The following is a 13,179-nucleotide window of genomic DNA, read 5'->3' as shown; positions in this document are numbered from 1 at the left end:
AAGGAGCAAGGCATTGAATACCAAATTGAACGTGAACCTCATAAAAGATATGTGCGGTACGGTCTCCTTCAAAAGAGGGGACGCTTTTTATCGTGCTAATAAAGTATTATTCGACTCATATGGCCCTAGTGGCTGCGAAGCGACGGTTTCAGGAGTGGAGGATTTTCACGTCACCATTGATGTGGATAAGACCGGGGGCTTCCATACGAAGTGCAGCTGCCCTACACTCGCCTCTTTCTCCAAGGATTGTCAGCACGTCGCGGCCGTTTTACTTGCGGTATACCATCATCAACGCCAAGGGACCGTCCCGACTATTCAGTCCGAGTCGAGCCAGGAGCTGACGGATGGATTGCTGAGCCTTTTCAATCATCAGCCGGTACGTTCAAGCGGACATCAACGTCACTTTGAAAACAGGGAAGTGCTTGATACGGAATTTATATGTAAACCTGTGTTGGTATCTAAAGGGCAGTATATGTTCGGGATTGAAATGAAGATTGGATCGATCGATGTGCCAAATATCAGGGATTTCCTGATGAGGATAAAAGAAAGGAGGCGTTCCACCGTCTCCCTATCCTTTCAATATGACCCAAGCCTACACTGTTTTCAAAAAGAAAATGATGCCGTCATTCAGCAGCTGATCACGGTCATTTCTGATGAAAAGGTCTATCTGGATGCTTCCGGTCAAACGGGCTACACACAAATTCATTCCTTATTGCTTCTTCCGCCCTCTTCTTGGAAAAGGCTATTTCCGCTCCTCATCCAAGCTCCCATGGTGAAACTTCGGCATGACGGGACAATCGAGGACGGACTCCAAATATCGGAAGACTTGCTGCCGCTCCAGTTTGATTTTACCAAAACTGAAAGCAAGGGCTACCAACTGAATATCAAGGGGTTGGATTCGGTAATCGTGATGAATGCCTATGATTTCGTTTTGGCTGATGGCAAGCTGTTTTCTTTGAAAAAAGAAGACTGCCAACGCCTTATCGAATTGAAATCGATGCTGGAGACTTCCGGGGCGAATCGAATTCCGATTGCCTGGGATCAATTGGATGTATTCCTTGAAAAAGTGGTTCCGGGCTTGAAAAAAATAGGGATTGTCCATATTTCGGATTCGATTACCGAGCAGTTTGTGAAAACTCCCTTGATTGCCAAATTATACTTGGATCGTGTAAATAACAAATTGCTTGCCGGGCTCGAGTTCCACTATGGCAATATTGTGATGAATCCCTTGGAAAGCCGGGAAAACAAAGCGGTCTCCATGCTCATGAGGGATGTGGAGAAGGAAAAGGTGATTCTAACGTTGATGGAAGAAAGTCAGTTTGCCAAGAATGAGGGCGGCTACTTCTTACATAATGAAGAACTGGAATACGAGTTTTTGTACCATAGTGTGCCAAAACTGCAAAAGCTCGTCCAACTTTATGCGACGACTGCCGTAAGAAGCCGGATTGCCAGGGGGAATCCACCTCCGCAAGTGCGGATAAAAATCAAAAAAGAACGGACCAACTGGCTCGAATTCAAGTTTGAAATGGACGGGATCCCTGACAAGCAAATACGGGAGATCCTAGAAGCACTCGAAGAAAAACGGAAGTATTACCGTCTTCGGAATGGTTCGTTACTTTCATTGGAAACAAGGGAATTCGAAGAAATTAACCGGTTCTTGAATGCCCTTCCGGTTCAACATGAAGATCTGGAAAGCGGCTTGAATGTACCAATCGTGAGGGGACTTCAGCTTCTTGACTCCGCAGCTGATGGCACATTCACGATGGAGGAGTCGTTCCGTCAGTTCTTGGAGAATATCCGCAACCCAAGCAATCTGGAGTTCGAGCTGCCGGAGCGTTTGCAACCGATCCTGCGGGATTATCAAAGAAACGGCTATAAGTGGATGAAGAGTCTTGCAGGATACGGGTTTGGAGGGATTCTGGCAGATGATATGGGACTGGGTAAAACGTTGCAAAGCATCGCATTCATCCTTTCCGAATTATCCGCCATTCGACAAAGGAAGCTTCCAGTCCTCATCGTTTGCCCTTCTTCTTTGACGTATAACTGGCTGAGTGAATTCATGAAATTCGCTCCGGAGATACAAGCCGTTGTCATGGATGGCAATCAAAAGGAGCGATCCAAGATCCAGAAGGAACTGGGCGAGGTGGATGCGGTCATCACGTCTTATCCGTTATTGCGCAAGGATATTCTCTGGTATGAAAAGCAGGAGTTCCACACGGTGTTTTTCGATGAAGCCCAGGCTTTCAAGAACCCTGTGACACAAACGGCACGTTCCGTGAAGAAAATCAAGGCGGATCACCGTTTCGCTCTCACCGGTACACCAGTGGAAAACTCGTTGGAGGAACTATGGTCGATTTTTCACGTCGTCTTTCCAGAGCTCTTCATGGGCTTGAAGGAATATAGTCATCTCTCCCGAAAACAGATTGCTCGCAGAATCCGGCCGTTTTTGCTTCGCCGCTTGAAAGAAGATGTGCTGGAGGAGCTTCCGGAAAAAATCGAGACGTTGGAATCGGTGGAATTGCTTCCAGACCAAAAGAGGCTGTATGCGGCCTACTTGGCGAAACTGCGTGAGGATACGTTGAAACATTTGGACAAAAACACGCTTCGAAAAAACCGGATTAGGATACTGGCCGGTTTGACCCGATTGCGGCAAATTTGCTGTCACCCTGCTCTATTTGTGGATGGCTATAAAGGGAGTTCGTCAAAATTCGAACAGCTGATGAAGATTATGGAGGAATCGAGACTTTCCGGTAGAAGGGTCCTGATTTTCTCTCAATTCACGAAAATGCTTCAAATCATCGGCAAGGATTTAGCCATACAAGGGCAATCCTTTTTCTACTTGGATGGACAGACCCCATCAAAAGAACGGGTTGAAATTTGCAATCGGTTCAACGCGGGTGACCGTGACGTCTTCCTCATTTCCTTGAAAGCAGGCGGCACGGGACTCAATCTGACGGGTGCCGATACCGTGATTTTATATGATCTGTGGTGGAACCCAGCCGTCGAGGAACAAGCGGCGGACCGAGCACACCGCATGGGCCAGAAGAATGTAGTCCAGGTCATCAAGCTTGTGGCCCGCGGCACGATTGAAGAAAAAATGAATGAACTGCAGGAGAAAAAAAGGCATCTGATCGAGGAAATCATCGACCCTGAAAATTCATCGTCATCTGCCCTAACTGAGGAAGACATCAGGGAAATATTGAAGATATAGATAAAAGAGGTAGTAGCTTTTGCCCTCATAAAAAAACGGCCGTCAGAAGTAAAGAACTTCTACGACCGTTTTTTATTTGAAGTGTTTCTATTTTTAAAACTAAAACCTTGGAAAATTAGATAAATCGAACTTGAAATGCATCCAATTGTTAGACACAACTACTTTTGGGTACAGTTATTTTAAACTAAAACTAAAGTTAAAGTTTTGCTTCAAATGTATTAGTACGACCAACTAGTTGCCTGCCGAAACATTGTGCCTAACCCTTAATATTAGGGTTTCTTCACTTTTATAGTTTTTATCTTCCCTTTATTTCCGGCTACATCCTTGGCATAAATTTTTAGGGTGGTATCTTTCTTTTGTTTTGGGATTTTCACAGAATATGTGCCAGAACTTGATGCGGTTGCTTGACCAAGTTTTGTCTGGCCTCTATATACATAAACAGTAGCACCTTTTTCCGCTTTACCTGTCACTTTTGTAGATTTCGTTGTTACTTTATTGACTGTTGGAGTGGCGGGTGGCGTAGTATCTCTTTGTATAACTTTTAAAGTATAAGGAATTTTATTGGATTCACCATCGTATCTTCGAAGTTTAATATAATAAATCCCTTTTTTTAGATTGAGGTTTTTTATCGTTTTAAGCTTTCCATTTCCGTAATTGGTATATAAACTTTCGTAAACGGAATTATCTTGATTAAATATTTGTACATCATAACTTGTATCCTTTGAGGCTGTTAATTGTACAGCGATATTCATATTTTTGGTCAAGTTCAAGCTATAATAATCTGAATCACTTCTTGAACTGATTACACCATTCATAGCTTTGCTAACTTTCAGAGTATCTGCTAGAGACATTGAATCATTGTCTTCCGTTTCAAATAAAGAGTTCGCCTTAAAGTTCACTTTAAAGCGGTAAGGAATATTATCTCTATCCCCATCAGTTGTTCTGATTTTTATGTAATAGGTACCTTGAGGCAATCCTGTATGTATAACAGGAATCATAGAATCCTTACCGTAGTATGTATACCAACTTTCCATTTCACTTCCTGCACTATTGTACAAAGAAATTTCGTAGCTCGTTTTCAAGGTTCTATTCATTTCGACTTTCACTTCACCACTTGATGGTACCTCAATCACATAGTAATCACTATCGTAATCTGCCCATCCGTTATACTGCTTATTTAGATTAATTAGGTTAGCGGTTGAAAGATCATTATTAAATTCCTTTTCGTAAACACTACTTTGCGTATAATCGACCTGCAGTTTATATGGAACGCTTTCACCGTTACCGTCATAATGTTCAACTTTTACATAGTAAGTCCCCGCATCTAAACCTTGTGAAAAGAGCTCTTTTACTCCCTTATTTACATTATACGTAGTAGTATAATCCTCTAACGTTTCTTGTTGCGCATTTATAAGCCTTACTTCGTACCTTGTATTCAGATTATGATTAATTTTCAATACAACTTTTCCTGGTTCAGTTAAAGTGAAACTAAAATAATCATCGTCATACCTGTCGCTCAGTATGCCGTCAACATCTGCTTTACTACCCTTAAAACTAATTGGCGTAGCTGTAGAAAGTGAGTCATTCGACTCATATTCCGTTGCAGCCTCTGCAATAGGTACATGTAAGAAAATTGTAGCAATAAATAAAAATGCCGTGAATAAAAACGAGTTTTTAACCATAATAAATATCTCCTCTTTCTCTATTTATCAACCTAAAGTCACATAAATTTTAACATAAAAAGGAACGGTTAGTATATATGGCTTATTTTATTTAATTTTTTTATTTTTCTATAGAAGAACTTTTAAATGTTAACGATGGGTGAAGAATCTCTTGCGGCTAATGGGGATTTTCGATTGGACGAGTTCTTTTTTTCTCTACAAGAAGGGAGAAAAAGAGAAAACCATTTTGGAGGATCCCATGATAAAAAAGCTCCTGTTCCTTTTAACAGCTTTATCCCTTTTGCCTGCCCCTGCTGTTGCTAGCGGCCAGTCCGGACAATTTTATCCGCCATCCCATTCAGATTTCTATAACAAGAAATTTTCATGGCAGCTTTTCTTATCACACGGTGTGAAAAGAGTGGAGTTTACGCAATACGATGTAAAGATGAAGAAGCGATCTGTCATCTACCATAATTCGGTGAAGGAGAATTCTTTTCTATGAGTGGACTTCTATTGTCAAGGGACGGTGAGTGTGGAGTTATTTGATAAGCATGGCACAAGGTAGTCGAGTCGTTCATTAGACGCACGGCTGAGAAGTACTTGGATAATTCTTCTTGTTCCTATCCATATGCCGTCGCATTTTCCGATTATGATGATAAGAAGGGAAATATATAAGCGATACGTTCAAGAGGAAAAAGAAAAAGTGAACAAACAAAAACCCTATCGTTAAATAGGGTCAAATCGATTTCTTCATGCCGCATTCTCTGCATGTACGAATATATACATAATCCTTAACGGAACTTTTGAACTGAGCATTGCCGCAATTATCACAACGACCACTGACTATGTCAGGAAACTCTGCATAATCATAAATGATTGTGGTGTCATATACCTTTTTTTCTTTTGGAGTTTCTTCAGACAAAGTAAATCACCTTCATTATGTTATTTAACACATTTATCATACCAAAAAATGAGGGCAGTAGGAAATCAATCAGGAAATAAACCTAGCCATTATATATTTTTGCCCTGTTAAAAATATCCCCCAAGCCACGAGCCCAAGGGGGATAGCCAGCCCTACATGAATGGATTGCTTTAATGCCGTATAAATCACAACTAGCATGGCCACTGTAGCGGGAAAACCTGCCAGAACGCCCAGTGTGAATGTATGGATATTCTGAGTGGGCTCTCCCTGAACCGTTAGCCAAATTATACTGAGGATACTGATTAATGGCAGAGCAGCCACAATCCCGCCATATAAAGGGAATCGTCGGGCCATTTCCGTTACAAGTCCAATGATGACCGCGGAACTGGCTATTTTAATGAACAAATACATTAAGTAGATACCTCACTTAATAACCGGAATGCTTCTCTTATTTGTTCCCTTTCAGAAACGGATAACTTGCTAAGCGCCTGTTGTAGTTTTTTCTCATCCAATTCCGTGTTCTTTTTTAAAATGGTTGCACCGACATCCGTTAAATGTAAATACACCTTACGCTGATCATCTTCCGATCGCTCCTTAAGCACCCATCCGTTTTGCACCAATTTTTTGACATGCTCAGAAGCTGTATTGTGGGAAATCGATAATTGTTCGGCAATATCTCGGATCATAACATCTTTCCTTTTTTGAATTATTTGCAAGACTCGTACGCTTTGATGGGAAATGGCTTCTTGTTGTTGCGGATGTAAATGAAAATAGATATCCGTGAAGTAGTCATTGATTTCCTGTATCATGATTACCCCTCCTTTTTAAATCGCCTGAAACGAATATATCGTATTATACGATATAAGGTCAACGGAAAAATGCCCATTTTTACCAACTATCCGCATTCGCCCTGAACCTTTCTAACATCCATTACTTAGAATATCAAAGGAACTAGTATAGATGACCATCTAGAAAAGGGGTATACCCATGACACTTGAGTATAAAGTGAGGAAAAATGTTCTACACCTTACGGATAAGGAAAAAAAGAAATACATCACTGCCGTTTTAGCCTTAAAGGAAAAAGGGATCTATGATCGATATGTCGCCTGGCATTTGGCAGGAGGGGCGTTTCAAACTCCGCCGGGAGGAGATCCAACCACTGAAAGCCCTGCACACAATCATGCTAATCCAAGCGCAAGGAGTGTCGCGGAGAATTTACATGGAAATCATAGAGACCATAGAAGTGCCGCACATATGGGGCCAGCATTCTTGCCATGGCATCGCGATTTCCTTTGGCGCTTTGAACGTGATCTCCAAAAGATTGACCCAAGTGTGACCATTCCATATTGGGATTGGGCGGCTGATTCGGAACTGGAAGATCCGTCTTCATCCCCAGTTTGGGACGATGATTTTATGGGGGGGAACGGAAACAGGAGAAATGACTTTCTTGTCACAGAGGGACCTTTTGCAGCGGGACAGTGGGAAGTCATCGACGAACAGGGGAATCCTGCAGGGGGATTAAGGCGAAACTTTGCTGCAAGTGAACCGGTAGCGACCTTACCGACGAAAGCAGATGTGAAGGAAGTGCTGAAGGTCACTCCATATGACTCGCCTCCTTGGAATACGACGAGCACCCCGAGTTTTCGCAATCAACTTGAAGGGTTCATAGATGGACCTCAACTTCATAATCGTGTCCATGGTTGGGTTGGGGGCCATATGGGCTCTGTCCCTACCTCACCGAATGATCCTGTTTTCTTTTTGCATCATGCAAATGTAGACCGGATATGGGTAATGTGGAAAATCCTTAACCGGCAGGAAAGATATTTGCCAAGAAAAGGGGGACCATTCGGCCACAATTTACATGATCCCATGTTTCCATGGGACACGACGCCTAAAGATATGATCAACCATCGGAAGCTTGGGTATATTTATGATATGGAGAGAAAGGCTGTCAAAGGAGAGCATTGATACGAAAAGCGGTAACAAAAAAAACGCGGTGAATACAATCACTGCGTTTTTATAGTGATCAAGCGCTCTCGGAAGAAGGATCCGCTCTCTTTTCTCTCGTGTGTGAAACGTAGCTATGCAGGATCATTCCAAGAATCACGATGAAGATTCCTAACCAGGAAAGGGCGGAAGGAATCGGGAGCGATAAAAATACCAGTTCACCAGCTAAGGCGAATAGGACCTCCATTGATTGTGTCGCTTCAACGGAAGCTAGTTTCTGCATGTTCCCCCGCACCATATCGGTGGCCTTGAAAAACAGGACCGTTGCAATCACACCTGAAAAGAGGGCAACCAAAAGTGATTGGAAACTCTGCATCATCGTTGGCGCCCCAACGGTGAAAAAACCATACAACGAAAGTAAAAACCAAAACGGGAGGCTTGCCAATGTCATGCCCAACACCCGTTGGTAGGCATCCAAACGTCCTCGAGAAACATCCATCATTTTACGATTTCCAAGTGGGTAAGCAAAGGAGGCAAGAAGGACAGGAACGACACCCAACAAGAGATTGCTGAATGTAATATGCTTGGTGTGCTCCACCTGCATCAATATAATTCCAAACAGGATGATCAAGGACATGCTAAGCCCTTTCAAGGAGATTTTGCCTTTTTGCCTTAGAAGCCCATCCTTTGTTTCAAACATTTCAAAAAATAGCGGGGCGAGTAAAGCACCGGATATGATCGTGACTTGCCAGGTCCCGGCGATTAACCAGCCAGGTGAGTATGCCGAAGCATAGCATAATGGTGCATAAAATAACCCGAACCCAACGAAACTCCAAAGTAGCCAAGTTCCGGGTTGTTCTTTCATCACAAGGAGAAGAGGGCGAAGGTTTTTCCTGCTCAGAACGATACATAGCAGAAAAGGAACCATAAAGATATATCTTAAGGAAGCGCTCCAAATCCAACTGCCACCAGCCAATTCCATCGACTGATTGAGAACGAAGGTAAACGCAAAGAAGAGAGCGGAACAAACCCCTATTAAAATCGGTCGCAATCGACTCACCTCTATCTGTTTTTTTGCCACCAACCCCATCATATCGGACGCATGATTCAATGGGTACCATAAAGATGTATACCCAGTTCGGAATAATTATCAGAATATTGAAACCTGATTCTTTGTTAAATTGTCTACCAGTTACCAAATAAAATCAACAACGTTTTCACTAAAATCATGAATCTACCTATTTTCGACAAAATACGACAATGTGTAATTGTTGGTATTTTTGAAGAAAATTTGAATAAAAATATATTAATATATAAGAAAAGATAAAAAATACTCTCTTGAAACCTATAAAAATGCCATTATATCAGTGTTTATTCCGTATTTTTCGAATCTTCTAATAGAAGGTAGATAATATATTAAGATACGGTAATTGACGAAATTGGGAAGGGGTGGTATCTTTAATAAGAGAAAAGAATGTCGAATTTTGACGAATATAATAATGCATAATAAATAGTGAGGTAATGACAAATGAAATCTACAGGTATTGTACGTAAAGTTGACGAATTAGGCCGGGTGGTAATTCCAATCGAATTACGCCGTACATTAGGAATTAAAGAGAAGGACGCTTTGGAAATCTATGTAGAACAAGAGCGTATCATTCTTCAAAAATATAAACCGAACATGACTTGTCAAGTAACGGGTGAAACATCTGATGACAATATGAAACTTGCTGGTGGTAAGTTAATCCTTAGCCAAGAAGGCGCTGAACTTCTAATTAAAGAAATTCAAGCTAGCCTTGAAACAGCAAAATAATAGTTTTCAAGTAAAAAAAGTGCAACGGGAAGAAATTACCCGTTGCGCTTTTTTATTCTTCTATTAATCTCCTATCATTCTTACACGAACATAAAAAATGATGTTACCCATAAGAAGAATTCACATTGATAGTTTGCCCGACTTTCGGATTAATCATTTGGATTGATTATGGCTAATATCTGGTGATCTTCCCAGCGCCCCTGTATTTTTACACTTTGTTTTGCGATTCCTTCTTTGTGAAAACCGACCTTTTCCAAAACGCGTATGGAACCTATGTTATGTGGCATAACCCCAGCCTCAATCCTATGTAAACCAATCGTTTCAAAAGCATAATCCACCACCATTTTGGCAGCTTCTGTAGTGTAACCATTCCCATTGTTTTTTTGGTCTAAGTAATAACCCATGGTGGCACTTTGAAGGGGCCCGCGAATAATATGAAACAGGCTGATCGTTCCTATTAACCTATGATTAGTATTCAGGAAGATTCCAAACTCGTAACTACTATTTCCTTTTGACTTATGTCCCGAAGTTATGATTTCCTTTTGTTTTTCTAAAGAATAGTAGTTAGCTGGTTGGTCTGTCGAAAATGGTTCAAAGAACGGCCTATTTTCCACTAGCAATTGTAGTAAATTTTCAGCATCTGATAGTATAAGTTGTCTTACATATATATTTTTACTGGATAACACGATTGACCCCCTTCAGTTAATGGAATATATTTCATTATACACTATCGCTCGGTATACCATAGCAAAGACAAAGATAACCACGGCACGTATCACAGAGGCAATATTTCGACCATGCTACGCCAGTTGGGCCACTTATCCACCATGAACGACTACTCCTTTTTTGGAATCAGGAACTTGCGGAACTAATATAATTAGGGATGAAGGAAGAAAAGTACTTCCTGGAAGTAAGATGGAGATAGCTGCTTCAACAATCCGAAAAAAGGAGCGTGTTATAGTGGCAAAGAAACGTTTTGAGGACATTTATACAGAAGGAAAAATGGCTGTTACTAAAATAATTCGTGATAATGAAACAGGAGTCCTATATATGTTCCATTATGGCGGTCCTACTTCTGGGTTAACGGTTATGGTTGATAAAGCTGGAAAACCTTTAGTTGATAAAGACTTTATAGCTGAGTCTGGGACTTCAGTTGAGTAATGGGTCGGCCACTTCCATATGGAGGTGGCTTTTTTCACACATGTCACAAAGAAATATTTAACAGGTGGCTAGATCCATTTATAACGGACACTAAGAAAATAAAATGTACGGGCATTGGAGACTCACTTTCTAAGAATGTAGAAGAGACTTTAGGTAATCCACATGTTCCCGGTCTTTATCAAGAATTCTATGGACTAGATTTAGACTTTCTTCATCTAATTTATCCCTTACTAGGTCCTCACTCATTCTTATTCCATATAGGTTTTCCCCTTTAATGGCATGTTTAATAATCTCTTCCTCTGAATTGTAATTTTCCACTACATTTACAATGCCTGCCTCGATCTTTCCAATGATCCCCTCACTCGTTACAGGTGTACCACCTAGATGCTGAATTCTCTCTGAAATGAGGGTCGCATGATTCTTTTGGTCTTTCTGAATCGAAATGAACGAGTCTTTTAAAGAGGAATGTTGCAGTTTTTCTATAAAGCGTTCATAGGCGTGAATGCCCATGTATGTTCCCTGTAAGAATTTATTCAGTATCTTAATCGTTTGTTCTTGATCCAATCGTATCACTCCCTATAGATAATGATCTTAGTATGCGCTGTACAAATGAAAATTATCTGCATACTAAAAGGGGCCTGAAATTGGCCCCTTTTAGTAGATCACTCGAAATGTTAGATGGAATAATGATAAAAAAAGTTCGATTCTTTTACAAATCCAAATCTCTCATAAAGCCTTTGCGCAGTAACATTCTCCTTACCGGTCTCAAGGGATACCCCATTTGCTCCCGATTCTTTTGCAAAATCGACGGCGGCTTGTAATAAATTCTCACCAATTCCTCTCTTGCGGGCACTTTCCTTTACAAATAAATCGTTCAAGATCCATGACCGTTTCATGCTTATCGATGAAAAGGAAGGATATAATTGAACAAAACCCAATGAATCGTTACCATCCCTTGCAATGAAGACGACCGATTCCTCGTGCTCTAGTCTTTCTCTTAAAAAATGCTGAGCCCCTTCAAGATTAGAGGGTTGCTCATAGAAAACCCTGTATGAATCAAATAACTCGCTAAGTGAATCAAGCTCTGCCATTGTGGCTTTTTTGATGACCATGCATGAAACCTCCAATTATATTCCGAATAATCCAATAATACCATTCAGGAACACCTATTGTTCATTTTATTACTAGTCAAATGAATTCAGTTTCCCAAAAAGTGCTCTATGAGATCGCGAAGTTTTCTTTTATGAAGTCTCGGAATTTTGGATTGGTTAGGATTTGAAGTTGGAAATCATTTAGACTTCGGGTAAGTTTTTCTTGGTTCATGGAGGATAGATTATTTGAAAAAAGGGCGAGCTCTGTCCTATTTCCGTCTCTATCTGTTGCGTACATGGCCACCGTTAGAACGAAAGCGGTAGATCCTCCCTTTTGACCAGCATGTAAAAGCCATTTGCGATTACTGGGATTCTTCATCAATTGCTCCATGATGGGATCAAGGTGTTCATGAACATGTTGATCAAGATCCATCTTATTGTTTAATATCTTCATGATCGATACATAGTCTTTTGTAGTGGATCGTGACAAACGATCAGACCAAATTTTTTGAAAATCAAGAGACAGCAGTTTCGTTGCTTCTTTCTTCTCTTGTTCTGTAGGTGGTTTGCTTTTCCATCGCTCATTTATGGCAAGTGCCCAACTTCGATACTCTGCCATTTCCATCTTTTCAATCGCATGCAGCGTCTCTTTTCTTGTGAAATTCTTTTCTTTCATGAGAGTGCTGGGTATGAAAAGGGAAGCGCTAATCGGATACAGGGGTTCGTGGTTCGGGATTCCTAAGCTTTTTGGGACGGAATTGATACTATCCATCCCTAGCAGGTTCATTAAATAATCTGTATTCGCATTAGAACTGTAGGCAATCATTCCATTCACGACCTCGCATAAAGGAACGTTCCCGCTCGTTCCTACCTGTGAAAGCCAGGCTTCATGTGCACCGCCATCTGTTTTGGGTATGTAAAATTTCTCGATGTCCGCTATTTGCACTTTTTGATCAGGATCCATTAATCCTTCCGCAGCCTGTTGAGCGTATTCAATGGCCATGATGATTTTAACGGTGCTTGCTAATGGAAGCTGCACGGTTGAGTTAACCTCGGCAATCTTCTCATCATTATGATGGATGAATAAAGAAATATCTTTGCTCTCAGCATACTTTTTAATGAAATGAACGATATAGTCAGGGTTTGCCTCATATCTGGCCTTCATAAACTTCCAGAATCCAATTCCTGCAACCAGGCTGGGAAGTAGTAATTTTCCCCTATTAAATAGAATATTCCTCTTCAAAGAATCACGCCCCTACCTCAATTTCCTTTTTCTGTATATACGATTGTTAAAAGGGAAGGTTTCACGTTTTCCGAATAAATTTACCATATATATCCTTTTTGAATTAAAAGGTGATAGATTACACGATTTT

General features: G+C 40.9%; 15 protein-coding genes. 6 read left to right on the top strand and 9 right to left on the bottom strand.

All coding sequences use genetic code 11. The annotated features are described in order from the left end of the window. Positions 1 to 13: 13 nt before the first annotated feature. Positions 14 to 3,211, top strand: a complete 3,198-nt coding sequence (locus ACIQXQ_RS12975) for a DEAD/DEAH box helicase (protein WP_402957907.1) — start codon at positions 14 to 16, stop codon at positions 3,209 to 3,211. Positions 3,212 to 3,480: 269 nt separating this feature from the next. Here the strand turns inward: ACIQXQ_RS12975 and ACIQXQ_RS12970 are convergent, their stop codons facing one another. Further along, entirely contained in the window at positions 3,481 to 4,893 is a 1,413-nt protein-coding gene (locus ACIQXQ_RS12970; protein ID WP_402957905.1) for an Ig-like domain-containing protein, read from the bottom strand. Positions 4,894 to 5,131: 238 nt separating this feature from the next. Between ACIQXQ_RS12970 and ACIQXQ_RS12965 the strand changes: the two genes are divergently transcribed. Further along, entirely contained in the window at positions 5,132 to 5,374 is a 243-nt protein-coding gene (locus tag ACIQXQ_RS12965; RefSeq protein ID WP_402957903.1) for a hypothetical protein, read from the top strand. Between the two features lie 234 nt (positions 5,375 to 5,608). Here the strand turns inward: ACIQXQ_RS12965 and ACIQXQ_RS12960 are convergent, their stop codons facing one another. The 3 genes from ACIQXQ_RS12960 to ACIQXQ_RS12950 form a co-directional block, all read right to left on the bottom strand. Then, a complete protein-coding gene (locus tag ACIQXQ_RS12960) occupies positions 5,609 to 5,794 on the bottom strand; it encodes a DUF8096 family protein (RefSeq protein WP_402873837.1) in 186 nt (61 codons plus the stop codon). 69 nt (positions 5,795 to 5,863) lie between these two features. Further along, positions 5,864 to 6,205 (bottom strand): DUF3147 family protein, encoded by a 342-nt coding sequence (locus tag ACIQXQ_RS12955; RefSeq protein ID WP_402957901.1) that lies wholly within the window; start codon positions 6,203 to 6,205, stop codon positions 5,864 to 5,866. Continuing rightward, positions 6,205 to 6,603, bottom strand: a complete 399-nt coding sequence (locus ACIQXQ_RS12950) for a MarR family winged helix-turn-helix transcriptional regulator (protein ID WP_402957900.1) — start codon at positions 6,601 to 6,603, stop codon at positions 6,205 to 6,207. The genes ACIQXQ_RS12955 and ACIQXQ_RS12950 overlap by 1 nt, the downstream gene beginning before the upstream one ends. Before the next feature lie 178 nt (positions 6,604 to 6,781). Between ACIQXQ_RS12950 and ACIQXQ_RS12945 the strand changes: the two genes are divergently transcribed. Further along, positions 6,782 to 7,762, top strand: coding sequence for a tyrosinase family protein (locus tag ACIQXQ_RS12945; protein ID WP_402957898.1), 981 nt, complete (start codon positions 6,782 to 6,784; stop codon positions 7,760 to 7,762). Between the two features lie 58 nt (positions 7,763 to 7,820). Here ACIQXQ_RS12945 and ACIQXQ_RS12940 read toward each other — a convergent pair whose 3' ends face one another. Beyond that, positions 7,821 to 8,792 (bottom strand): DMT family transporter, encoded by a 972-nt coding sequence (locus ACIQXQ_RS12940; RefSeq protein WP_402958069.1) that lies wholly within the window; start codon positions 8,790 to 8,792, stop codon positions 7,821 to 7,823. Positions 8,793 to 9,269: 477 nt separating this feature from the next. On the opposite strand from ACIQXQ_RS12940, the gene ACIQXQ_RS12935 reads away from it, so the two are divergent. Further along, positions 9,270 to 9,554, top strand: a complete 285-nt coding sequence (locus tag ACIQXQ_RS12935; protein WP_402873851.1) for a transition state genes transcriptional regulator AbrB — start codon at positions 9,270 to 9,272, stop codon at positions 9,552 to 9,554. A gap of 149 nt (positions 9,555 to 9,703) precedes the next feature. Here ACIQXQ_RS12935 and ACIQXQ_RS12930 read toward each other — a convergent pair whose 3' ends face one another. Beyond that, positions 9,704 to 10,240 carry a GNAT family N-acetyltransferase gene (locus tag ACIQXQ_RS12930; protein ID WP_402873854.1) on the bottom strand — a complete coding sequence of 179 codons (537 nt, stop codon included), beginning with the start codon at positions 10,238 to 10,240 and terminating at the stop codon, positions 9,704 to 9,706. 111 nt (positions 10,241 to 10,351) lie between these two features. Here ACIQXQ_RS12930 and ACIQXQ_RS12925 point away from each other — a divergent pair, with 111 nt between their 5' ends. Beyond that, positions 10,352 to 10,426, top strand: coding sequence for a hypothetical protein (locus ACIQXQ_RS12925; RefSeq protein WP_402958067.1), 75 nt, complete (start codon positions 10,352 to 10,354; stop codon positions 10,424 to 10,426). Between the two features lie 88 nt (positions 10,427 to 10,514). After that, positions 10,515 to 10,715: a DUF6440 family protein gene (locus ACIQXQ_RS12920; RefSeq protein ID WP_402957896.1), complete on the top strand. Its 201-nt coding sequence runs from the start codon at positions 10,515 to 10,517 to the stop codon at positions 10,713 to 10,715. A 129-nt stretch (positions 10,716 to 10,844) separates the two neighbouring features. Here the strand turns inward: ACIQXQ_RS12920 and ACIQXQ_RS12915 are convergent, their stop codons facing one another. The 3 genes from ACIQXQ_RS12915 to ACIQXQ_RS12905 form a co-directional block, all read right to left on the bottom strand. Then, positions 10,845 to 11,279 (bottom strand): DUF2383 domain-containing protein, encoded by a 435-nt coding sequence (locus ACIQXQ_RS12915; protein ID WP_402957894.1) that lies wholly within the window; start codon positions 11,277 to 11,279, stop codon positions 10,845 to 10,847. Positions 11,280 to 11,389: 110 nt separating this feature from the next. After that, positions 11,390 to 11,827 (bottom strand): GNAT family N-acetyltransferase, encoded by a 438-nt coding sequence (locus ACIQXQ_RS12910; protein ID WP_402957892.1) that lies wholly within the window; start codon positions 11,825 to 11,827, stop codon positions 11,390 to 11,392. Positions 11,828 to 11,933: 106 nt separating this feature from the next. Next, the gene (locus tag ACIQXQ_RS12905) at positions 11,934 to 13,049 is read right to left on the bottom strand and encodes a serine hydrolase (protein ID WP_402957890.1); all 1,116 of its coding nucleotides are present in this window, start codon (positions 13,047 to 13,049) and stop codon (positions 11,934 to 11,936) included. Positions 13,050 to 13,179 lie beyond the last annotated feature (130 nt).

The sequence above is a fragment of the Peribacillus sp. NPDC097198 genome (assembly GCF_044762055.1).
Classification (GTDB): domain Bacteria; phylum Bacillota; class Bacilli; order Bacillales; family DSM-1321; genus Peribacillus.
The sequence above is the reverse complement of the archived record's forward strand: the minus strand, read 5'-3'. Positions and strand labels throughout refer to the sequence as shown.

Bases quoted from the DNA above. Each gene is read 5' to 3' on its own strand.
- ACIQXQ_RS12945 (WP_402957898.1), top strand. From the start codon at position 6,782: ATGACACTTGAGTATAAAGTGAGGAAAAATGTTCTACACCTTACGGAT.
- ACIQXQ_RS12970 (WP_402957905.1), bottom strand. From the start codon at position 4,893: ATGGTTAAAAACTCGTTTTTATTCACGGCATTTTTATTTATTGCTACA.
- ACIQXQ_RS12935 (WP_402873851.1), top strand. From the start codon at position 9,270: ATGAAATCTACAGGTATTGTACGTAAAGTTGACGAATTAGGCCGGGTG.
- ACIQXQ_RS12965 (WP_402957903.1), top strand. From the start codon at position 5,132: ATGATAAAAAAGCTCCTGTTCCTTTTAACAGCTTTATCCCTTTTGCCT.
- ACIQXQ_RS12950 (WP_402957900.1), bottom strand. From the start codon at position 6,603: ATGATACAGGAAATCAATGACTACTTCACGGATATCTATTTTCATTTA.
- ACIQXQ_RS12910 (WP_402957892.1), bottom strand. From the start codon at position 11,827: ATGGTCATCAAAAAAGCCACAATGGCAGAGCTTGATTCACTTAGCGAG.
- ACIQXQ_RS12955 (WP_402957901.1), bottom strand. From the start codon at position 6,205: ATGTATTTGTTCATTAAAATAGCCAGTTCCGCGGTCATCATTGGACTT.